This is a genomic window from Mesorhizobium sp. M2D.F.Ca.ET.226.01.1.1, assembly GCF_004022705.2.
Classification (GTDB): Bacteria; Pseudomonadota; Alphaproteobacteria; order Rhizobiales; family Rhizobiaceae; genus Mesorhizobium.
Genome location: NZ_RZOY02000006.1, coordinates 213085 through 234655 on the forward strand (window position 1 = coordinate 213085; position 21571 = coordinate 234655).

Below are 21571 nucleotides of genomic sequence, written 5' to 3' on the forward strand. Positions count from 1 at the left end.
TTCACGTCAACCTGCCGTCAACAGGCTGTCACCTGCCTGTCATGACGCTGCGCTACCCGCTTGCGCCAACGCAAACGGGGAATCACCTTTCCATGTCGGACGTATCCGGAGAACTCGTTTATCGTCGAGGCAAGGAAGTCGGAAAGGCCGTCTACCAGAACCGCGCATTGTCGAAGGACGGCATTTCGGAGCGGCTCTTCGCCTTCCTGTTCTCCGGCCTGGTCTATCCGCAGATCTGGGAAGACCCGGATGTCGACATGGACGCCATGCAGCTCGGCGCCGGTCACCGGGTGGTCACAATCGCCTCGGGCGGCTGCAACATTCTGGCTTACCTGACCCGCTCGCCGGCCAGGATCGACGCCGTCGATCTCAACGCCGCCCACATCGCGCTCAACCGAATGAAGCTGGAAGCGGTGCGCCATCTGCCGTCGCACGGCGACCTGTTCCGCTTCTTCGGCGCCGCCGACACCAGCCACAATTCGGATGCCTATGATCGCTTCATCGCGCCGCATCTCGATCCGGTCAGCCGCCATTACTGGGAGCGCCGCAGCTGGCGCGGCCGCCGTCGTATCTCGGTCTTCGACCGCAATTTCTACCAGACTGGGCTGCTCGGCCTCTTTATCGCTATGGGCCATCGCGTCGGCAAGCTGTTCGGCGTCGATCCGGCCGGCATCATGAAGGCTCAGAATATCGGCGAGCAGCGCCGCTTCTTCAACGAGGAGCTGGCGCCGGTCTTCGACAAGAAGCTGCTGCGCTGGGCGACGTCACGCAAGGCCTCGCTGTTCGGCCTCGGCATCCCGCCGGCGCAGTACGACTCACTGATCACTTCCGGCGACGGCTCGATGGCGAGCGTGCTGAAGGCGCGGCTGGAAAAGCTCGCCTGCGACTTCCCGCTCAAGAACAATTATTTCGCCTGGCAGGCCTTCGCCCGCCGCTATCCGCAACCCGGCGAGGCAGCACTCCCCGCCTATCTGGAACAGCGCAACTACAAGACGATCCGCGACAACATCGACCGCGTCGCCATCCACCACGCCAATCTGATCAAGTTCCTGGCCGCCAAGGACGCGGGCACCGTCGACCGCTTCGTGCTGCTCGACGCGCAGGACTGGATGACCGACGACCTGCTCAACGCGCTGTGGACCGAGATCACCCGCACCGCTTCGGCCGGCGCCCGTGTCATCTTCCGCACCGCGGCCGAACCCAGCCTGCTGCCCGGGCGCCTCTCCAACTCGCTGCTCGACCAGTGGACGTACGAGAGCGACGCCTCGCGCGAATTTTCGGCGAGGGATCGCTCGGCGATCTATGGCGGCTTCCACCTCTATGTGAAGCGCGCCGCATGAGCACGACGGAGCTGCCGGCCAGCCATGCCGAATTGATGGACGGCGTCTACCGCTGGCAGCGCCACATCTACGACCTGACCCGCAAATACTATTTGCTCGGCCGCGACCGGCTGATCGACGGGCTGGACGTGCCGCAAGGCGGCACCGTGCTGGAGCTCGGCTGCGGCACCGGCCGGAACATCGCGCTTGCTGCCCGCCGCTATCCGGACGCCCGCTTTTTCGGCCTCGACATCTCCGCAGAGATGCTGGAGACAGCGTACGCGGCCGTCACTCGCGACGGCCTGTCCGGCAAGGTCAATCTTGCGCGCGGCGACGCCACCGATTTCGACGCCAAGGCGCTCTTCGGCGTCGAACGCTTTGACCGCGTCTTTATTTCCTATTCGCTGTCGATGATCCCCGGTTGGGAGAAGACCGTATCGGCTGCACTTGCCGTGCTTGCGCCCGGCGGCTCGCTGCACGTCGTCGATTTCGGCCAGCAGGAAGGCCTGCCGCGCTGGTTCCGATCCCTCCTGCGCGGCTGGCTGCGGAAATTCCATGTCGAGCCGCGCGCCTCGCTGCGCGACGTGCTTGAATCGGAATCGCAGCGCACCGGCGCAACCTTCCGGTTCAGAACGCTTTCTCGCGGTTATGCCTATCTCGGTGTGATCGGATCTTCCAAATAGCGCTACTGGTGCAGCGCCTTGACCAGCGCGCCAACCATCACTTGTGGACGATAGCCGAACTTGGCCGGCGTCAATCCCAAGCGCACCACGACCAGTTGCTCCGACGGAACGATCGCCACCGTCTGGCCGTCATGGCCCTCCATCCAGTAGATGTCCTTGGGCAGGCCGGCGGCGGCGCCCGCGCCGGTATTTTCCTCATCGCCCGGTCCCTCGATCCAGAGCTGACCCTTGCCGTAGACCTTGGAGGCCGACGCCGGCTCGCGCATCCAGTCGACAAAGCCGGTGGGCAGGATCTGGTTGCCGTTCCAGGTTCCGCCCTGCAGCAGGAACTGGCCGAAGCGTGCCCAGTCATGCGCCGTTGCATAGAGATAGGACGAGCCGACGAAGGTGCCCTGCTCGTCGGTTTCGAGCACGGCGCTCTTCATACCGAGCGGCTCGAACAGCGCGGTGCGCGGCCAGGCCAGCGCCTTGGCCTTGTCGCCGATCGCATCCTGCCACAGCCGCGACAGCATCACCGCCGTGCCGCTCGAATAGGAAAACACCTTGCCGACCTCGCCGGTCAGCGGCTTGGCTTCGGCGAAACCAGCCATATCCGGTTCGAGATAGAGCATGCGCGTCACGTCGGCGACGTCGCCATAATCCTCGTTGAACTCCAGTCCGCTCGACATCGCCATCATATCGGCAAGGCTGATGGCGGCACGGCCGTCGGCCTTCCACGGCTTGAACAAGCCCTTGCTGTCGACGGCCATCTTGCCGTCCTTGACCAGAGTGCCGACGATCGCGGCATTCACCGTCTTGGTCATCGACCAGCCTAGCAGCGGCGTCTTGGCCGAAAACCCCTCGCCATAGCGTTCGGCAACGACGCGGCCGTTCTTCACCACCACGATCGCGCGCATGCCGGTGCCGGCCATCGCGGCATCGTCGACGATTTTCGCGACCTCGGGATTTTGTGACGCATCCACGCGCTCGCCGTCGGGCCAGAGCGCGTCCGCCTGCGCCGGCGTGGAGGCTGCCGCGCGCAGCGACGTCTGACGCGCCTTGCCGGTGTCACCGTCGGGAACCGTGGCGCAGCCGACGCCGTCGCGTTCCACCGCGACGCTCTTGCCGAGCACCCACAGCAGGCCGGCGGAGACCAGTCCCCTTTCCTTGTCGACGGAAACCTTCATCAGCCTGAGCAGCGGATGGCCCGGCGCCTGCACGTCGACGGCCAGAACCTGCTTGGCGTCGCGGCCGGCGATGAAGACGTTCGAGCAGACGATCTTGGCCGAATAGCCGGAGCCTACCCGGATCAGGTCCGGCGGCGCGAAATAGAGCCAGGCGAAGAGCGCGGCCACCGCCAGGATCGCGAGCCCAAGCAGCCATCTGATGAACTTCACGACCGCCCGCATCTTTTCCGCCCTTTGGATTCGCCGGCTCGCTTTATGTCATCGATTTGCCGCCATTGCTTCCGCAAAATCATCGGTGTAGTCGAGCGCCGTCAATGGATTGTCAACCATGTTCGGCGATCTACTTGTCCATGTCGCCCAAAAGTGCGCGGCGGTTTTGGGATAACGACCTGGACTGACAATGAGACTATGGCGGTCCTGTGGGGCGACCGCCAGGAGGGGGCCCGCGCAAGCGACGGCCATCTGCAAAGACCCAACAGCAGCCGGCTGAACCCGGCTTGGGAAATGCCATGCGCCGTCTTGCGGCCATCCTGATGCTGACGCTGCTGGGCGCCTGCTCGACGGTGGACGATCTCTCACCGCTCTCGCCATCCTCGCAGACGGTTGCCGTGCGCGCGCCCAAATTCGAGGATTCCAAGCCGCATGAATGGGACAGCGGCGCGCCGTGGACCTACGCAATCCACGGCACCGATGTCTCCAAATACCAGACCTCGGTCGACTGGCCGGCGGCCAGGGCGAGCGGCATCTCCTTCGCCTTCATCAAGGCGACGGAAGGCGGTGATCGCTTCGACGACTACTTCAACGAGCACTGGACGCGCACCAGGGCCGCGGGAATCCCGCGCGCGGCCTATCATTTCTTCTATTTCTGCACGCCGGCCGAGACCCAGGCGCGCTGGTTCATCGCCAATGTTCCAAGAGACCCGTCGGCGATGCCGCCGGTGCTCGACATGGAATGGAACCCAAAATCGCCGACCTGCAGGCTGCGGCCGGACCCGGCGACGGTGCGCGCGGAGATGACCACTTTCCTCGAAATCGTCGGGCGCTATTACGGCAAGAAGCCGATCATCTACACCTCGATCGACTTCTTTGACGACAATCAGCTCGCGACCTTCCGCGGCTATCCTTACTGGCTGCGCTCGGTCGCGGGTCACCCGCGCGAGAAATACGGCAGCCACCCCTTCACCTTCTGGCAGTACACCGGAACCGGCATCGTGCCCGGCATGACCGGCAAATCCGACATCAACGTCTTCAACGGCTCGGAAGCCGCCTGGAAGAAGTGGCTGCGGCAGAACACCCGTTGACATCCGATCTCCCGCCTGCTTTTCGACACGGCGGGCGGCGAAACATGCAACCGCTGGTAATCTGGAGCGGCGCGCTCGTGCGAGTGCCTGGCGTCTCCTGAGTTTTGAAATCCTCGCATGCGCCTGTCCGACCCCGGTCCGGGTCACGATGGAGCCATGCGCCGGTCTCGAAAGGGAAGCGATGCGATTGCGCGTTGAAATCCTGGCGGCGCTGTTTGTCGGCGTGTTTGCATTGCCCGCCGCGGCGCAGGACTGCGGCGGCGACTTCGAGGCCTGGAAACAGGGCGTGGCGGCCGAAGCCAAGGCGGCCGGCGTAGGCGCCGTAGGGCTCGACGCGTTGGAAGACGCCACCATCGATGAGCGGGCGCTGGCCCGCGACCGTGCTCAGGGCGTCTTCACCCAGACGTTCACCGAATTCTCCAACCGCATGATTTCTGGCTATCGCCTGAAGCAGGGCGCGGCCAATCTCAAAAAATATGCCGACGTCTTCGCCCGTGCCGACCAGGAATTCGGCGTCCAGCCGGCCATCATCGCCGCCTTCTGGGGGCTGGAGACCGACTTCGGCGCCGTGCAGGGCGACTTCCATACGCTGAATGCGCTGGTCACGCTTTCGCATGATTGCCGGCGCCCGCAGCTCTTCCGGCAGCAATTGGTGCCGCTGCTGACGCTGATCGACCGCGGCGTGCTGCCGGCCGACGTCAAGGGCGCCTGGGCCGGCGAGATCGGCCAGACGCAGATCCTGCCGACCGACTATCTGGCGCATGGCGTCGACGGCGACGGCGACGGCAAGGTCGACCTCAGGAACAGCGTGCCGGATGTCATCATGACCACGGCCAGCAAGATCCAGTCGCGCGGCTGGAAGCGCGACCAGCCCTGGGTCCAGGAAGTGCGCGTCCCCGACGAAATGCCATGGGACCAGACCGGCCGCGCCAACAAGCTGCCGCTGTCGCAATGGGCTGAGTGGGGCGTCACCGAACCCAACGGCAACCCGCTCATCGACAATGGCCTGAAAGCCGGCCTGGCGCTGCCGATGGGCCGCAAGGGTCCGGCCTTCCTCACCTACGACAATTTCGACGTCTATCTGGAATGGAACCAGTCTTTCACCTATGCGCTGACCGCGGCGGTCATGGCGACGCGGTTTGCCGGCGCGCCGCAATTCGACCCGCGCACGCCCGAGCAGGGCCTGAGCGGCGAACAGATGAAGGCGCTTCAGACCAAGCTCGAGGCCAAGGGCTACTATGTCGGCACGGTGGACGGCATCCTCGGCACCAACACGCGCGAAGCGATCCGCAAGGAGCAGATGCGGCTAGGCCTGCCCGTGGATGGCTGGCCGACGCCGGAGCTGTTGGCCAAGCTGTAGTTGTAGTGGAAGCGTGTCGCTCATGAGCCGCTTTGAGCCAAAGAATAGCTACACGCCGTTGACCGCCTCTCCGCTACCTTGGCCGGACATCGAGGCTTTCTACGTTTCACTTACCGAGACCGCGTTCGATCAACAGCCGATTGTTGATCTCATTCGCCATATCCGCCTCGCATATGCGGAAGGCAGAATCCACGCCACTACATCAATGCACACGCTGGTCGTCAGCGTGAACAATCCCATAGAACTCAATCGCGAAAATCTTCGAGTGGATTACCACTTCGGCTCTCGGGAATGGGCTTTCGGCTACTTTTCGAAGCCGTTCAAACCAGCCGAATTCGTCAGGCGCTATCCTAAACCGTTGGGAATCGAAAAGTTCGACAGTTTCGTAACGATGATCGGCTGGTAAACCCCTATCGCCTCGACCGCACGAAATCTATGAACGCGCGTAGCGCCGGCGGAACATGCCGTCGGCTTGGGTGATATAGATAGAAGCCTGGAAAACGGGGGGACCAGGCTTCGAGAAAGCGGACGAGCCTGCCCTTTTCTATCCAGGGCTGGACCTGATAATCGATCATATAAGCCACGCCTGCCCCGGATCATGAATTCCGTGTCGTTGACGATAAGATTGCCTTTGAGGGCTATCTCCAGCGAACGTCGGCCGCGTGAGAACTCCCATCGATAGATGTCGCCGGCGCCTGGCCATTGGAAGTTGATGCAGCGATGCTTGTGCAGGTCCTTTGGGTGGCGCGGAACCGCACGTCCGGCAAGGTAGGCTGGAGCCGCCACCGCCGCAATCTGCAGCTCATCGCTGAGCTTGACTGCGACCATGTCCTGCTCGAGCCGCTCGCCGAGCCGGATGCCCGCGTCGAAGCGCCTTTCGACGATGTCGGTCAGCATGTCGTCGACGACAACCGTCAATGCGATATCGGGATAGGCAAGCTGGAAATCGCCGAGAACCGGCGCGATGAACCGCATCGCGGCGACCCGCGATGCATTGATGCGCAGCGTGCCCGCAGGCCGATCGCGGCCTGACTGGACCTCGGCCAGGGCGCCGTCCAGTTCTTCGAACACGCCCGCAAGGCGACCAAACAGCTTTTCGCCCGCCGCCGTCGGCGAAACGCTGCGCGTCGTGCGGTTGAGCAATCTTACGCCGACCCGCGCCTCCAACTGCCGGATCGTTTGGCTGAGCGCTGGCGGCGACACCTGCAGCCGAGCTGCGGCGCGGACGAAACTGCCCTCTTCCACGATCGCCGAAAAGGCCTTGAGTTCGTTAAAGTCGGAGCCGCGCATTATGTATTTCCTGATTAACAGGCCAGTCAGATAATAGCGCATTATTCGACCAATCTCAGATCGCTACCTTTGAGCCGCCGGTCCAGCGCACAGATCTGCGGGACCTGAAGGTGAAGGATCCTGATCGTGTCTCAATCGCTGCAAGGCAAAACCGCAATTGTAACCGGCAGCTCGCGCGGCATTAACCGCGCGATCGCCGAAGGACTCGCAGCCAAGGGTGCGGCCGTCGTCGTCAACTATGTCGGCAACAACAAGGCGGCGGATGAGGTGGTGGCCGCCATCACCGACAAAGGCGGCAAGGCGGTTGCCATACAAGCCGACATTTCCGTTCTCGCCGATGTTCGCCGCCTCTTCGACGAGACCGAGCGCCGGCTGGGCAAGATCGACATCGTGGTCGCCAATGTCGGCGTCGCCGTCATCAAGCCGCTCATTGAAGCGACCGAGGCCGATTTCGACCTGGTCTTCGGCACCAACGCCAGAGGGACGTTCTTCACGCTTCAAGAGGCGGCCAAACGTGTCCGCGACGGTGGCCGCATCATCGCCGTCTCGACCGGCGGCACCAAGATGTTCTTCAGCCAGACGGCGCTCTATCTCGGCAGCAAGGGCGCTGTCGAACAATTCGTTCGCGTGCTCTCGCGCGAGTTGGGACCGCGCGGTGTCACCGTGAACGCGCTGTCGCCAGGCTTCACCGATACCGATCTGTTGCGGGAGCGCGATCGCGCCGTGGCCGCCGGCATGTCGCCCTTCGGCCGGATCGGTGCCCCGCGTGACGTTGCCGATGTCGCCGTCTTCCTGGCCAGCGATGAAGCGCGCTGGCTGACGGGCGAAAACATCCAGGCCGGCGGTGGGGTGGCGTAAGGATAGGCAGTAGGCAGTAGAAAAATACCGAGGCGACATTCAGAGGATAGGGAGAATTAACGCCCTTCTTTCTACCTCCTACTGCCTACTGCCCACTGCCTAATCCCTACTTCCTAATCCGCCATCGTCTCCAGACTGGCAAAACCCTCCGGCGCGTCGCCCTCGTCGAACGGCGTCATCACTTCGACGAACGTGTCGGGGAAGAAGCCGTTGAAACGGGTCCTCAGCGACAGGGAGTAGGCGCCGATATGGCCGATCTCGATCCAGTCGCCGGTGTCGACCGTTTCCGGCAGCCAGAATGGCCTGGACAGGATGTCGACGGAGTCGCAGGTTGCGCCGCAGACCTTGAACGGCACGATGTTTTTTTCCGCGCCATTGCGCGTGCGGATCGCCGGATCCGGGATGAAGCGGGCCGGCAGCGTGATCTTGCCGGTCCATGAATCCGACAGCGATGCCCAGATGCCGTCATTGATGTAGAGCCGCTTGCCCTTGCGCAAGAGCACGCGCACGATCAGCGAAAGGCAGCGCGCAACGATCACGCGGCCGGGCTCGGCCACCAGCGGCATCTGGTCGAACTGGTATTCCTTCAGGTCGCCGGCGAGCCGCGACATCAGCTGGCCCAGCGACGGCATCTCGACCAGCTTGCGGTTGGGATCGTGGCCGTATTCGGCGGGAAAACCGCCGCCGACATCGAGCCCGGCAATATCGAAGGTCAGCCGGTTGCGCACCCAGTCGGCCGAGGCGAGCGCCCGCTCATAGGTGTCGGGATCCTCGATCTGGCTGCCGACATGGAAACAGAGGCCAACCTTGTAGCCGGTGCGGTTCAGCCGCTGGGAGAGCTCGACCGCATTGGCCGGGCCGGCGCCGAATTTCTTCGACAATTCGTAAGCCGCATGGCCCTTGGTCTGGATGCGCACGAAGACGGTGATGGCGCCTGGGTCGATATCGAGCGCCCGCACGACGCGCGTCAGCTTGGTGATCTCGTCCTCATGGTCGAGCGAGATCACCCGGATGCCGTATTTCTCGAGCGCCAGCTTGATGTCGGACTGCGCCTTGACCGGATGCATGTAGAGCATCTCGGCATCCGCCGAGACCGCGCGCACAGCCGCGAACTCGCCTGGCGAAGCGACGTCGAAGGTGCTGACGCCGGCCTCCACCAAGGTCCTCAGCACGATCTGCTCGCCATTGGTCTTCACCGCATGAGCGGTCTTGCCGGGAAACATGCTCATGAACTGCAAGGCATCCGCCTTCAGCACCTGCGGGCGAAAGCAGTAGACCGGATCGTCCGGACGAAGCGCCAGTGCCGCCTCGCGGGCATTTTCGAATCGCTGCATGGACGAATCCTCAGGTCTGGAGCGCGCACAATTAATCCTAGCTAGCCGCCAAAGAAAACAGTTGTGTGTCTCGCTATCGCCCGTGGCCGGCGCAAATCTTTGCCGACGCTAAACCAGTGGTCAGGTTTCGGGTGGCCCTTGCCGCCAGACCCGACATCGGTTGGTGAGGTGTTGGCGGGCCGGGATCGGCCCCCGGGAGGAACAGGACATGTCCACCATAGCCGGCGCCGCGCCGACGCGCGGACCCATGGCGCTCAAGGATTGGGCGCAGCTTCTCTTGCTCGGCGCGATCTGGGGCGGATCGTTCTTCTTTGCCCGCATCGCCGTGTCCGATATCCATCCGCTGGCGCTGGTGCTGTTCCGCGTCGCCATCGCGGCGATCGCACTTCAGCTTTATCTGGCGATCCGCGGCCCGTCCTTTCGTCTCGCCTTCCCGCATGCCGGCCTGTTCTTCCTGCTGGCGCTCACCAACAATGTCGTCCCCTTCTCGCTGATCTTCGCCGGCCAGACCGAGCTCGGCGCTGGCGTCGCCTCGGTGCTCAACGCCACGACGCCGTTCTGGACGCTGACCCTGGCCAACGCGCTCACCACCGACGAGAAGCTGTCCTGGAACAAGCTGGCCGGAATCGCGCTCGGTGTAGCCGGCACCGCGGTCATGATTGGCCCGGGTCTTGTTGCCGGCCTCGGCGGGCCGGTCTGGGCCAAGTTCGCGCTGATCGGCGCCTCGGTGTCCTATGCGATCGCCTTGATGATCGCGCGCCGCTTCAAGGGCGTGCCCTCGCCAGTCATCGCCACAGGGCAACTGACCGCGTCGACCATCATCATGATCCCCATCGTGCTCATTGCCTATGGGCCGAAGGGCTTGTTCTCCGCCTCGCCGCCGGTCTGGGCAGCCGTGCTGGCGCTGGCGCTGCTGTCCACCGCCTTCGCCTACATCCTCTATTTCAACCTCGTCGCCTCGGCTGGCGCCACCAATGCCTCGCTGGTCACCCTGGTCGTACCGGTCAGCGCGGTGCTGCTCGGCTTTCTCTTCCTTGGCGAGCGGCTTGCGCTGTTCGAAATCGGCGGCATGACGCTGATTGGACTCGGCTTGATCACCATCGACGGACGGCTGTTCGGCCGATGGTAGCGGTGTCATGCCACACCGCCGCCACAATTTATTCACAACCGCGGAGCCGCCTTTTGCCGAAGAGTTTCAACGGCTAACGGCAAATTCGAAGTCGCAAATTCCACAATCATGTCGCAATGCAGCACGTTTTCCGCTTGCCTGTGGCACAAATGACCCTAGACTCCTGCCATAGCTCTGAAGAGGAGGCTATGGCATGGGACTGACGAGGCCAATCAACGCTTTGATGATTTGTGCCGCATTCGCATTCATCGGTGCCCTTATCATAGGCGTTCTTCCCTGACCCGCCAAAGCCGGGAAGACCAGACACCGAGGAAAGTCCAAGAGTTCGAAAGGGCCGGGTTTCCACCCGGCCTTTTCCATTACAGCCTGACCTCTCTCGCAGCCTGACTCAGGCCGCGGCCGAACCAGCCGCCGCCTCCGCCTCATGCGAGCGGATGCCGATCATGTGGCAGATGGCGAAGACGAGGTCGGCGCGGTTCATCGTGTAGAAATGGAAATCGCCGACGCCGCGCTCGACGAGGTCGAGCACCTGCTCGGCCGCCACGGCCGAGGCGACCAGCGCATGCGTCTGCGGATCGTTCCCCAGCCCCTCGAAACGCTCGGCCAGCCAGGCCGGCACCAGCGCCCCGCAGCGCGACGAGAAATTCGCGACCTGGGTGAAATTATGCACCGGCAGGATGCCGGGCACGATCGGGATGTAGATGCCGGCGCGGCGCGCCCGCTCGACATAGCGCTCATAAAGATCGTTGTCGAAGAAGAACTGGGTGATCGCCCGCGTCGCGCCATTGTCGACCTTGCGCTTAAGCATGTCGATGTCGGTGGCGAAATCCGGGCTCTCCGGATGCTTTTCCGGATAGGCCGAGACCGAGATATCGAAATCGCCGGCGCTCTTCAGCGCCCCGACCAGTTCGGCCCCGTTGGCATAGCCGTCCGGATGCGGCCTATAGATGGTCCCGACGCCTGCGGCCGGATCGCCGCGTAGCGCGACGAAACGGGTGACGCCGAAGTCGACGAATTCCCGGATGACGGCGTCGACCTGGTCGCGCGCCGCGTCGACGCAGGTCATATGCGCCGCCGGCGTCAGCGTCGTCTCGTTGAGGATGCGCTTGACCGTGCGCGCCGTACGCTCGCGGGTCGAGCCGCCGGCACCGTAGGTCACCGAGACGAATTTCGGCTTGAGCGGCTCCAGCCGGGTGACCGTGTCCCACAGCCTAGCTTCCATCTCGTCATTCTTCGGCGGGAAGAACTCGAACGACACCCTGACCTTTTCGCCGATGTCGGGACGGCGGGAAAAGCGGAACTGATTCATCAGGCTGTTTCCCTCGCTGGCAAGGAATCGTTGGACGGATCGGCGATCAGCAGCCGGCGGTCGCGGCCGAGCCAGAGCTTGACCGTAAGCCTGGCCTCATTGCCGCCGCGCGGCCCGAATTCCTGGCTGTCCTCGAGGTCGAGCCCGGCCTCCTCGAACCATTCCGACATCTGCCGGTCTGAGAAGCCCAACCGCAAATGCGCGTGCTGGTCGCGCAGGAATTCAAGCGAATGCGGCGCGAAGTCGACGACGATCAGCCGGCCGGACGGCCTGAGCAGCCTTGCCGCCTCGCTGATGGCGCGCGCCGGATCGTCGAGATAATGCAGAACCTGGTGGATGGTGACGAGGTCGAAGGCGTTGCGCTCGACCGGCGGCGAGAAGATGTCGCCCTGGCGCACCTGCGCATTGGCGATGCCGGCCTTGTCGAGATTGGCGCGCGCCACGGTCAGCATCTCGCGCGACATGTCGATGCCGACGCCGCGCCGATAGAGCGGCGCGAAGATTTCGAGCAGCCTGCCCGTGCCGGTGCCGAGGTCGAGCATCGACTGGAACGGCCGCTTGCCGACGAGCTTGAGCAACGCCGCTTCCACCGCGCGGTCCGGGACATGCAGCGAGCGGATGTGGTCCCAACTCGCGGCGTTCTCGGAGAAATATTCGGCGGCGCGGTCCTGCCGCTTGCGCTTCACCGCCGCCAGCCGCTCGAGATCGCGCACCACCTGCGGATCGGTCTCGCTGATGCCCGAAACCAGACGCTGCACGAAGTCGCGCGAATTGTCCGTATCGGTCAGCCGGAAAAAGGCCCAGGACCCCTCCTGGTAGCGGCCGATCAGCCCGGCATCGAGCAGCAGCTTCAGATGCCGCGACACGCGCGGCTGCGATTGCCCGAGGATCTCGGTGAGGTCGGAAACGGTAAGATCGCCACGCGACAGTAACACCAGTATGCGCAGCCGGCTGGATTCGGCCGCCGCCTTCAATGTATCTACCATTGTGTCGAGCGAGACATGCATGAGCGGGTTCTCGTTGAAAGATATAAAGATATGTTTATGTCGATTTTGAAACCCTGGCAAGCGCCTATGTCGCTTCCGGACAAGAAAATGGCGCAGCCGTGATCCGCGCAGGGCGGGCGGCTCCTCCGGAGGGTGAAAAGCATGTTTGAGACGCGCGAAGGCGAAATGCTTCTTGCAGCCGATCCGGGACAACTTCGGCCGGACGGCCATGTCGTCTTTATCGGCCGCATCGTCTCGCCCTGGACGAGGCGCGAAGACTGTCCCAAGAACATGAGAGCTGCCCGCGAATCCCGGCGGGCCGCAACCGTCCTGATCGACGAACCCTATCGCCCGGGGCCGCGCGACCTCGACCGCGCCAGCCACGTCGTCATCCTGTCCTGGCTCCATCACGCGCCGCGCAATCTGATCGTGCAGAAGCCGCGCCATGCGGCTGAACCGAAAGGCGTTTTCTCGCTGCGCTCCCCTGCCCGTCCGAACCTGGTCGGCCTGCATGTGGCGAAGCTCGTCACTCTCGACATCGCGGCCGGCCGGATCGAGATCGACGCCATCGATGTGCTGGACGCCACGCCGGTCATCGACATCAAGCCCTATTACGCTTCGACCGATGCCTTTCCCGAAGCGACCATTGCCGGACGCGACGAGCAATGAGCGCCCCCACCGGCCGCCGCCGCGCCATCGCCAAGGCGCTGACCGCGCTTCTGCCGCTCGCGCCTTATGCCGATATGGAAAAGATCCGCGCTGACGCCGGTTCGGTGCACATGAAAACCTTGCCGCCGACCATCGCGGTGTGGCTGGCAACAATCGCCCATATCCGTCACGCCCATACCGATTATGAAAAGCTGCTTGCAGAAGGTTACGACCGGGACAGCGCGCGCTTCTTCGTCATCGAGCAGACCAATGTGGTGCTCACCCGCTGGCGCGCGACACGGCTTCTGGAGGAAGACGACGAGGACGAATGAGGCCAAGCAGCGCTGCCTGGCTGGCTCTACTGCATCCGCAGCCGGACGCTAGCCTGCCTTCACTGGAACGCCCGAGGAGGAATGAAATGAGCCAGGCCGCCGCCACGCCAGCCAATTTCCCCTTTCTCTCCGAACGCCATCTCGACCGGCATGCCTATCCCGACGGCGTCGCCTTCCTGGACGGGCAATATCTGCCGATGTCGCAGGCCACGATCTCGGTGCTGGACTGGGGCTTTCTGCATTCCGACGCCACCTACGACACGGTCCATGTCTGGGACGGCCGCTTCTTCCGCCTCGACCTGCATCTCGACCGCTTCTTCGGCGGGCTGGACAAACTGCGCATGACAATCCCGTTCGATCGCGACGGCGTTGCGGAGATCCTGCACAATTGCGTCGCGCTGTCGGGCCATCGCGCGGCTTATGTCGAGATGCTGTGCACGCGCGGCGCCTCGCCAACCTTCAGCCGCGACCCGCGCCAGGCGGTCAACCGCTTCGTGGCCTTCGCTGTCCCCTTCGGCTCGGTTGCCAACGCCGAGCAATTGCGCAGCGGCCTGCATGTCGCGATCAGCGACAAGGTGCGCATCCCGCCGGCCTCGATCGATCCCTCGATCAAGAACTACCACTGGCTCGATCTCGTCCGCGGCCTTTACGATGCCTATGACCTTGGCGCCGACACCGCGCTGATCCTCGACTTCAACGGCAATGTCGCCGAAGGTCCGGGCTTCAATGTGTTCCGCGTCAAGGACGGCAAATTATCGACGCCGGCCGTCGGCGTGCTGCCCGGGATCACGCGCCGCACCGTGTTTGACCTGTGCGCCGAAATCGGCCTCGCCATCACACGAAGCGGTCAGCGTCGCCGCTCTCAAAGATGCCGACGAGGTCTTCATCACCTCGACCGCCGGCGGCATCATGCCGGTCACCAAGATCGACGGCGCGCCCGTCGCGAATGGCAAGGTCGGCGCGATAACCGAGCGCCTTATGGCGCTCTATTGGAAGCGGCATGAGGATCCGGCCTGGTCGAGCGCGGTGCGCTATCCCTGACCTGCCAACCAAATAATTCCGGTGCCGCCTCTGGAAAAACGCCGCAGGCGCCGTACATGCAGCAAGCGGAGTATCCTCCGCTTATGTCCGGAATACATCGCCCCCAGAGCAATTCAAGGAAAGCCGCATGGCGGTTTTACGCCTGGAATTGCGTAAAAACAAAGAGTTGGAGCAGATCAGCGTTTCTATAGAACGCCGCTCTGACAGCAAGGATCACAGATCATGACAAACAAGGTTTGGTTCATCACCGGATCGTCAAAGGGCTTTGGCCGCGTCTGGGCCGAGGCGGCGCTCGCCCGCGGCGATAGCGTCGCCGCCACTGCCCGCGATGCCACCACGCTCGCCGACCTCGTCGAGAAATACGGCGACAGCATCGCGGCCATAAAACTCGATGTCGCCGACAAGCAAGCCGTCGATGCCGCGATTGCCGAGGCGCACAAGCGGTTCGGCCGCCTCGACGTCGTCATCAACAATGCCGGTTACGGCCATTTCGGCGCCATCGAGGAAGTCACCGAGCAGGAAGCACGCGACCAGATCGAGACGAACGTCTTCGGCGCGCTCTGGGTCACCCAGGCGGCGCTGCCCATCATGCGGGCGCAGCGCTCCGGCCACATCATCCAGATCTCGTCGATCGGCGGCGTCAACGCCTTTGCTTCGCTCGGCCTTTACCACGCCTCGAAATGGGCGCTGGAAGCCTTCAGCCAGTCGCTCAGCCTCGAGGTCGCACCGTTCGGCATCCACGTCACCCTCGTCGAGCCGGGCGGCTTCTCGACGGACTGGGCTGGACCGTCGGCCAAGGTCTCCAAGCCGTTGGACGTCTATGAACCCGTCCGCGCGGCCATGGCCGAGCGTCGCAGCCGAGCCGTGGCGGGCGACCCCGAAGCGACGGGCCCGGCGATCCTCGCCATCGTCGACGCTGCCGAGCCGCCGCTCAGGGTCTTCTTCGGCGACGGCGGCCTGCCGATGATCAAGCAGGAATACGCCAATCGCATCGCCACCTGGGAAAAGTGGGATGATGTTTCGGTGATGGCGCAGGGCGCCAACAAGAACCGCAAGGCGGCCTGATCGCAAGGGCCGGACCTAGACCGGGCCGAGGCATGTTGAGATTCAGGTCAGGGCGAGTCGAGAACGGTAGGTTCCAAGAACCGGAACGGAGCGTGCGTTTGGGCACGTGAGTACCGGAAGCGCAGGAACCTGCCGTTCGCAGGCCGGCCTCACCTGAATATCAGCATGCCTCAGCGATAGATCCACTGCTCCGGCACCCGCACGGAAATCTCTTCGCCAGCCCTTACAACGCCCGGCTTCTCGACCCAGGCGACCAGGCCGCGCAGCCGTTTCGCCTCCTTGGGAAAGAGCAGCGCGGTGGCGCTGAGATCCACGGCGCCGACATGCTCGGCGATCGACTGTCCCGCAAAGCGGCAGGGCTTGTTCTGGCCGTCGACCTTGAGCGTCACGCCGCCCTTGAAGAACATCAGCGAGCCGGCCGGCAGCATCGACAGATGCGGCACGCCTTCGACCACAAGATTGGCGCCGATCCACTCCGGCCTGATCTCATCGAGGCCCATGCGCTGCGCGACAATGGCGAGCTCATCGGCGGCGACAAGTGACAATTGCCGCTCGTTGCGCATCTCGGTGCCGCGCGGATACCAAGGTTCGCGCCCGCCTGAACGCCGCGTCGTCCCGCCATGGAAGTCGCCGGCAATGCCATCGAAGCCAAGCTGCAGTTCATCGACCGCCCGCGTCTCGAAATGATCGTGCGGAGCGGCATAGAGCGCCGCTGCCGTTGCCGTCAGCTTGCGGCCCGGCACGATCTCGGCGGCCGGTTCCGCCACGGGAAAAAGTTCGAGGTTCGTTTCCTGCATGCCGTTGGTCTAAAGGTGCCGAAGAATGCGGTCCAGTCGAAAGCGCTGATGATCCGATCACGCCGCTTGATGGCGATCACGATCTTCTTACCGCAAATCGCTTTCGCCAACTTCTGCGAACCGCAATGCTGCCGCGCCGGCGGCATAGACGACTGCGCGCAATCGGGAAGGTTCGATCATGCAGGTTGGACACGCAATCGCGGCGATTTGGCTGTTCTGGGTAGTATCCTGGGTGCTTGCCGCGGCCTGGGCGGATCCCGCGCAAAAGCGCGCCGATCTCAAGTCGGAGATGCGCTATCGCGTTCTTTGGCTGGCCGGCACGGTACTGCTGTTCGTGCCGGCGCACGGCTATGTCGGCGGGATGCGGCTCTGGATGCCGACGCTCACCGAAGCCTGGATCTGTGTTGCCCTGATCGCAATCGGCATCGCCTTCGCGTGGTGGGCGCGTCTGCATCTCGGCCGCTTGTGGTCCGCCAACGTCACCGCCAAGGCCGATCACCGCGTCATCGACACCGGTCCCTATAGCCTGGTCCGTCACCCGATCTACAGCGGCCTCCTGCTGTCAATCCTCGCCACCATGGCCGTCAAGGGCACGGTTTGGGGCATTGCCGGCGCTGCCCTGCTGCTCGTTGGTGTCGTCGTCAAGGCGAGGCTGGAAGAAAGCTTCCTGCGCGGCGAGCTTGGTCCGGCCTATGACGACTATGCCAGGCGCGTGCCGATGCTGGTGCCCTTCGCGCCGGCCTTATCGACGCTACAGCATTCTCAATAGGGCGCCGCCGATCGAATAGCCGGCGCCGAAGGCGCAGATCAGGCCGAAATCGCCGGCCTTCATGTCGGCGTGGTTTTCCGACAGCGCCACGATCGCGCCGGCGCCGGCCGTGTTGCCGAGCCGCTCCAGTACCATCGGCGCGCGATCGTGATCGACGTCGTGGCCGAAGGATAGTTTCAGGATCATCGCATTCATGCGCGCATTGGCCTGATGCAGCCAGAACCGGCGGATCCCCTGCGGCGTCAGCCCATGCTCGGCCAGGAACTCGACGATGAACTTTTGGCCGGCGACGGTAACTTCCTTGAACACCTTGTTGCCGACCTGCTTGATGAGATTGCCTTCCAGGTTGATCATGTAGGGATCGTCCTGGGCGGTGCGCGTGTGATAGCCGAGATTGGTGCGGATGTTGTTCGACATCTGCGTCCAGGTGCGCGTGTCGAGCACCTCGAAACGCCCCGGCCGCTTTTCGCCCTGCGCCAGCCCCTCGACGACCATGGCGACCGAGGCGTCGCCGAAGATGAAATGCGTCTGCCGGTCGCGGAAGTTGAGATGGCCGGTGATGATTTCCGGCGTCGACACCAGGATGCGCTTGTGCGCCCCTGCCCTCACCAGATTGACGGCGACATGCAGCGCGGCCGCCGCCGAGGAGCAGCCCAGCCCCATGTCGAAGCCGGCGCCCTTGGTGCCGAGCGCCTCCTGCATCTCGATGGCGATGGCCGGATAGGGCCGCTGGTGATGCGAGGCCGAGCAGACGACCAGATCGATGTCGGACCCGTCGACGCCTGCATGGGCAAGCGCTTTCCTGGCCGAGGCGATGCCGAACTCAGCCTCCAGCGACAGCGCGTCGTCCGGCCGCGCCGGAATGCGCGGCGTCATGCGGGTCGGGTCGAGAATGCCTTCGCGCTCGATGACATGGCGGCTCTTCACGCCCGAGGCATGCACGATGAAGTCGCTGTCCGATTTCTGCAAAAGCGGTTCGCCGGTGTTGGCACGGCGCGCATTCTCGGTGTCGACCCAGTTGTTGAAGCTGGCGACCAGCTCTTCATTGGTGATGACGGGCTCAGGGATTTCGGCGCCGATGCCGCTGATGATGACGCGATGCATGTCCAATCCGTACCGGGCCCGGGCGTAACGGGCTCTGATGTGGGCGCGGAAATGGCCCTGCGCAACCCTTGTCGCATTTGGCCGGTTTATGCCAGCTTAAACTCCGCCCTGGCGGCTCACCAGGCACACAGCTTCGTGTTGGTCTGCGGGTTGTTCCAGCAGGCGCCGTCGTCGCGGCTGCGCACGAATTGCCCAGGCAGCGATCGGTTGCGGCCGCCCAGCCTGGCATAGCCGAAGGCAAAACCCGGCTGGTCGATTTCAAGCGTGATTGTAGGATAGCCCGGCGCCGAGACGCGAAAACTGCCCTCGCCGTCCAAGGCCTTGTAGTTGCACGGATAGTAACCGTCATCCGTGGTGAAGCAGCGCGCCGGCTTGGCCTCGGCCGCCATTGAAAAAGAAACCACCGCAGCCATGCACAGGCTGCTTGCGAGCGCGATCTTGCCCCGTGTCATCCCTCTACCCCTGCCCTATGGCCTCCCGCTGCGGGATAGCGACCATGGTCCAGATGGATGAAATGCGCATGACGGCGCAAAAGGGTCAAGCGCTCCGAAAGCAGGGAGCCTAAGAGCGTTTGGCGACGATGAAGATGCGCGGGAAGCGTAAGAGCACCTTGCCGTTCGCCGTCTTCGGATAGGCCTTGGCGACCTTGGCGGTGTAGTTGTCGAGGAACACCTTCTTCTCATCCGCATCGAGCGGATCGAGGAAAGGCTTCAGGCCGGTCGACTTGACCCATTCGACGATCGCTTCGGCATCGGCCAGCGGATGGTTGTAGATCGTGTGCCAGATATCGAGCCGGTCGGCGACCGGTGACAGAAGGTCGTAGTAGAAGGACACCGGCGGCAGCGGCCCGCGCGCCGCGCCCTCGAGCTTGGCCGCAAACGGCACTTCCGCCGCGGTCTCCCGCATCAGCTGGTGCGAGGGCTCGCCGAGATTGTCGGGCATCTGCACGGCCAGCGCGCCGCCCGGCGCCAGAAGCTCCATCAGCCGCCGGAACACCGCCGGATGTTCCGGCAGCCACTGGAAGACGGCGTTGGCGAAGATGACGTCGACGGGATGCTCTGGCTGCCAACTGGCGGCGTCCGCCAGTTCGAAATTGACATTGGGCAGCCGCGCCCTCGCCTTCTCGATCATGTCGGGCGAGGTATCGAAGCCGGTGACCTGGGCGCCCGGCCAGCGCTCGACCAGAAGCTCGGTGGAGTTGCCGGGACCGCTGCCGATGTCGACGACGCGGCGCGGAAAATCAACTGGCACCTGCGCCACGAGATCACGCGCCGGCCGCGTGCGCTCATCCTCGAACTTCAGATATTGGGCGGCGGACCAGTCAGCCATGTGAGAACCTCGCTCCGTTCGCCGCCCCTTTGGAATTACCGCGTCAGCCGCTTGTGCGTCATGCGATGCGGGGCGGCCGCTTCGGCGCCGAGGCGCCGCACCTTGTCCTTCTCATATTCCTCGAAATTGCCTTCGAACCATTCGACATGCGCGTCGCCCTCGAAGGCCAGCATGTGGGTCGCCATGCGGTCGAGGAACATGCGGTCGTGGCTGATGATGACAGCGCAGCCGGCATAGGCTTCCAGCGCATCTTCCAGCGCGGCCAGCGTTTCAGTGTCGAGGTCGTTGGTCGGTTCGTCGAGCAAAAGCACATTGCCGCCGCCCTTGAGCATCTTGGCCAGATGCACGCGGTTGCGCTGACCGCCCGACAGGTTGCCGACCTTCTGCTGCTGGTCGCCGCCGCGGAAGTTGAAGGACGAGCAGTAGGCGCGGCTGTTGACCTCGTGCTTGCCGAGCTTGATGACTTCGGCGCCGCCGGAAATTTCTTCCCACACTGTCTTGTTCGGGTCGAGCGCGTCGCGGCTCTGGTCGACATAGCCTAGCCTTACCGTCTCGCCCTTGCGGATCCAGCCGGCATCCGGCGTTTCCTGGCCGGTGATCATCTTGAACAGCGTCGTCTTACCGGCGCCGTTCGGGCCGATGACGCCGACGATGCCGCCCGGAGGCAGCCGGAACGACAGGTCCTCGATCAAGAGCTCGTCGCCAAAACCCTTGTTGAGGCCTTCGACCTCGATGACGACATTGCCGAGGCGCTCGCTCGCTGGGATGACGATCTGCGTGTCGGTCGGCTTGCGGTTCTGCGACTGCTCGACCAGTTCCTCATAGGCCTTGATGCGCGCCTTCGACTTGGTCTGGCGCGCCTTCGGCGAGGACTGGATCCACTCGCGTTCGCGCCAGATCGACTTCTGGCGGGCATCGTCCTCGCGGCCTTCCTGGATCAGGCGCTTGGCCTTGGCGTCGAGATATTTGGTGTAGTTGCCCTCGTAGGGAATGCCGCGGCCACGGTCGAGCTCGAGGATCCAGCCGGTGACGTTGTCCAGGAAGTAGCGGTCGTGGGTGATGATCAGCACCGAGCCCGGATAGTCGCGCAGATGCTTTTCCAGCCATTGCGTGGTCTCGGCGTCGAGATGGTTGGTCGGTTCGTCGAGCAGCAAGAGGTCGGGCTGTTCAAGCAGCAGCCGGCACAGCGCCACGCGGCGGCGCTCGCCGCCCGACAGGTTGGTCACTTCGGACTCTGGCGGCGGGCACTGCAGCGCGTCCATCGCCATCTCGACCTGCTGCTCCAGGTCCCACAGGTTGAGGCGGTCCATCTCGTCCTGGAGCTTGGCCGACTCGTCCGCCGTCTCGTCGGAATAGTTCATCATCAGCTCGTTGTAGCGCTCGATGATGGCGGTCTTCCGGGCGACGCCGTCCATGACGTTCTCACGCACGGTCTTCGTGTTGTCGAGCTGCGGCTCCTGCGCTAGGTAGCCGACGGTCGCGCCCTCGGCCAGCCACGCCTCGCCCTGGAATTCCTTGTCGAGCCCGGCCATGATGCGCAGGATCGTCGACTTACCCGAGCCGTTGGGGCCGAGAATGCCGATTTTGGCATCCGGATAGAAGGACAGGTGAACGTTATCGAGCACCTTCTTGGTGCCATAGGCCTTCGACAGGCCGGACATGTGATAGATGAACTGGCGAGCCACGCGCGCTTTCCCTGGAAACGAGTGTCAAGGTGGATGGGGGTTGCGCGCTATGTAGGCGATGAAGCG

At 63.7% G+C, this 21571-nt stretch carries 21 protein-coding genes and 1 pseudogene; 12 read left to right on the forward strand and 10 right to left on the reverse strand.

Annotation, left to right across the window (positions count from 1 at the left end; genetic code table 11):
- The first annotated feature begins 41 nt into the window (after positions 1–41).
- Both EN869_RS16080 and EN869_RS16085 read left to right on the forward strand, forming a co-directional pair.
- Entirely contained in the window at positions 42–1340 is a 1299-nt protein-coding gene (locus EN869_RS16080; protein WP_127228939.1) for a DUF3419 family protein, read from the forward strand.
- The gene (locus EN869_RS16085; protein WP_127228940.1) at positions 1337–2002 is read left to right on the forward strand and encodes a class I SAM-dependent methyltransferase; all 666 of its coding nucleotides are present in this window, start codon (positions 1337–1339) and stop codon (positions 2000–2002) included. The genes EN869_RS16080 and EN869_RS16085 overlap by 4 nt, the downstream gene beginning before the upstream one ends.
- Before the next feature lie 2 nt (positions 2003–2004).
- Here the strand turns inward: EN869_RS16085 and EN869_RS16090 are convergent, their stop codons facing one another.
- A complete protein-coding gene (locus EN869_RS16090) occupies positions 2005–3390 on the reverse strand; it encodes a serine hydrolase (protein WP_127228941.1) in 1386 nt (461 codons plus the stop codon).
- Between the two features lie 287 nt (positions 3391–3677).
- Here EN869_RS16090 and EN869_RS16095 point away from each other — a divergent pair, with 287 nt between their 5' ends.
- From EN869_RS16095 to EN869_RS16105, 3 genes are all read left to right on the forward strand, one after another.
- The gene (locus tag EN869_RS16095; RefSeq protein ID WP_127228942.1) at positions 3678–4469 is read left to right on the forward strand and encodes a GH25 family lysozyme; all 792 of its coding nucleotides are present in this window, start codon (positions 3678–3680) and stop codon (positions 4467–4469) included.
- A 181-nt stretch (positions 4470–4650) separates the two neighbouring features.
- Complete coding sequence (locus EN869_RS16100; protein WP_127228943.1) at positions 4651–5829, forward strand: lytic murein transglycosylase; 1179 nt, start codon at positions 4651–4653, stop codon at positions 5827–5829.
- A gap of 22 nt (positions 5830–5851) precedes the next feature.
- Positions 5852–6235 (forward strand): hypothetical protein, encoded by a 384-nt coding sequence (locus EN869_RS16105; RefSeq protein ID WP_127228944.1) that lies wholly within the window; start codon positions 5852–5854, stop codon positions 6233–6235.
- Here the strand turns inward: EN869_RS16105 and EN869_RS35660 are convergent.
- Entirely contained in the window at positions 6175–7161 is a 987-nt protein-coding gene (locus tag EN869_RS35660; RefSeq protein WP_348632014.1) for a LysR family transcriptional regulator, read from the reverse strand. The two genes, EN869_RS16105 and EN869_RS35660, sit on opposite strands and share 61 nt — an antisense overlap.
- 84 nt (positions 7162–7245) lie before the next feature.
- Here EN869_RS35660 and EN869_RS16115 point away from each other — a divergent pair, with 84 nt between their 5' ends.
- Positions 7246–7977 (forward strand): SDR family oxidoreductase, encoded by a 732-nt coding sequence (locus tag EN869_RS16115; RefSeq protein ID WP_127228945.1) that lies wholly within the window; start codon positions 7246–7248, stop codon positions 7975–7977.
- Positions 7978–8090: 113 nt separating this feature from the next.
- Here the strand turns inward: EN869_RS16115 and EN869_RS16120 are convergent, their stop codons facing one another.
- Complete coding sequence (locus tag EN869_RS16120; RefSeq protein WP_127228946.1) at positions 8091–9311, reverse strand: alanine racemase; 1221 nt, start codon at positions 9309–9311, stop codon at positions 8091–8093.
- A 208-nt stretch (positions 9312–9519) separates the two neighbouring features.
- Here EN869_RS16120 and EN869_RS16125 point away from each other — a divergent pair, with 208 nt between their 5' ends.
- Positions 9520–10440, forward strand: a complete 921-nt coding sequence (locus EN869_RS16125; RefSeq protein WP_127229192.1) for a DMT family transporter — start codon at positions 9520–9522, stop codon at positions 10438–10440.
- A 388-nt stretch (positions 10441–10828) separates the two neighbouring features.
- Here the strand turns inward: EN869_RS16125 and metF are convergent, their stop codons facing one another.
- Together metF and EN869_RS16135 are read right to left on the reverse strand one after the other, a co-directional pair.
- Positions 10829–11749, reverse strand: coding sequence for a methylenetetrahydrofolate reductase [NAD(P)H] (gene metF / locus EN869_RS16130; protein ID WP_127229193.1), 921 nt, complete (start codon positions 11747–11749; stop codon positions 10829–10831).
- Positions 11749–12756: a metalloregulator ArsR/SmtB family transcription factor gene (locus tag EN869_RS16135; protein WP_127229194.1), complete on the reverse strand. Its 1008-nt coding sequence runs from the start codon at positions 12754–12756 to the stop codon at positions 11749–11751. Before EN869_RS16135 ends, metF begins: the two co-directional genes overlap by 1 nt.
- A gap of 141 nt (positions 12757–12897) precedes the next feature.
- Here EN869_RS16135 and EN869_RS16140 point away from each other — a divergent pair, with 141 nt between their 5' ends.
- From EN869_RS16140 to EN869_RS16155, 4 genes and pseudogenes are all read left to right on the forward strand, one after another.
- A complete protein-coding gene (locus EN869_RS16140; protein ID WP_127229195.1) occupies positions 12898–13404 on the forward strand; it encodes a TrmO family methyltransferase in 507 nt (168 codons plus the stop codon).
- Complete coding sequence (locus EN869_RS16145; protein ID WP_095815677.1) at positions 13401–13715, forward strand: DUF2293 domain-containing protein; 315 nt, start codon at positions 13401–13403, stop codon at positions 13713–13715. Before EN869_RS16140 ends, EN869_RS16145 begins: the two co-directional genes overlap by 4 nt.
- A gap of 86 nt (positions 13716–13801) precedes the next feature.
- Positions 13802–14756: pseudogene (locus EN869_RS16150) on the forward strand (D-amino acid aminotransferase).
- 222 nt (positions 14757–14978) lie between these two features.
- The gene (locus tag EN869_RS16155; protein ID WP_127229196.1) at positions 14979–15821 is read left to right on the forward strand and encodes an SDR family oxidoreductase; all 843 of its coding nucleotides are present in this window, start codon (positions 14979–14981) and stop codon (positions 15819–15821) included.
- A gap of 170 nt (positions 15822–15991) precedes the next feature.
- Here the strand turns inward: EN869_RS16155 and EN869_RS16160 are convergent, their stop codons facing one another.
- Positions 15992–16618: an MOSC domain-containing protein gene (locus EN869_RS16160; RefSeq protein ID WP_127229197.1), complete on the reverse strand. Its 627-nt coding sequence runs from the start codon at positions 16616–16618 to the stop codon at positions 15992–15994.
- Between the two features lie 178 nt (positions 16619–16796).
- Here EN869_RS16160 and EN869_RS16165 point away from each other — a divergent pair, with 178 nt between their 5' ends.
- On the forward strand, positions 16797–17387 hold the full coding sequence (locus tag EN869_RS16165; protein WP_127229198.1) for an isoprenylcysteine carboxylmethyltransferase family protein: 591 nt from the start codon (positions 16797–16799) through the stop codon (positions 17385–17387).
- Here the strand turns inward: EN869_RS16165 and EN869_RS16170 are convergent.
- The 4 genes from EN869_RS16170 to ettA all read right to left on the reverse strand — a co-directional run bounded on the left by EN869_RS16170 (position 17370) and on the right by ettA (position 21505).
- Positions 17370–18491 (reverse strand): beta-ketoacyl-ACP synthase III, encoded by a 1122-nt coding sequence (locus EN869_RS16170; protein ID WP_127229199.1) that lies wholly within the window; start codon positions 18489–18491, stop codon positions 17370–17372. The two genes, EN869_RS16165 and EN869_RS16170, sit on opposite strands and share 18 nt — an antisense overlap.
- A gap of 116 nt (positions 18492–18607) precedes the next feature.
- On the reverse strand, positions 18608–18943 hold the full coding sequence (locus EN869_RS16175; RefSeq protein ID WP_127229200.1) for a hypothetical protein: 336 nt from the start codon (positions 18941–18943) through the stop codon (positions 18608–18610).
- A gap of 109 nt (positions 18944–19052) precedes the next feature.
- Positions 19053–19820 carry a trans-aconitate 2-methyltransferase gene (gene tam, locus EN869_RS16180; RefSeq protein WP_127229201.1) on the reverse strand — a complete coding sequence of 256 codons (768 nt, stop codon included), beginning with the start codon at positions 19818–19820 and terminating at the stop codon, positions 19053–19055.
- 35 nt (positions 19821–19855) lie between these two features.
- Positions 19856–21505, reverse strand: coding sequence for an energy-dependent translational throttle protein EttA (gene ettA, locus EN869_RS16185; protein WP_127229202.1), 1650 nt, complete (start codon positions 21503–21505; stop codon positions 19856–19858).
- Positions 21506–21571: the final 66 nt, after the last annotated feature.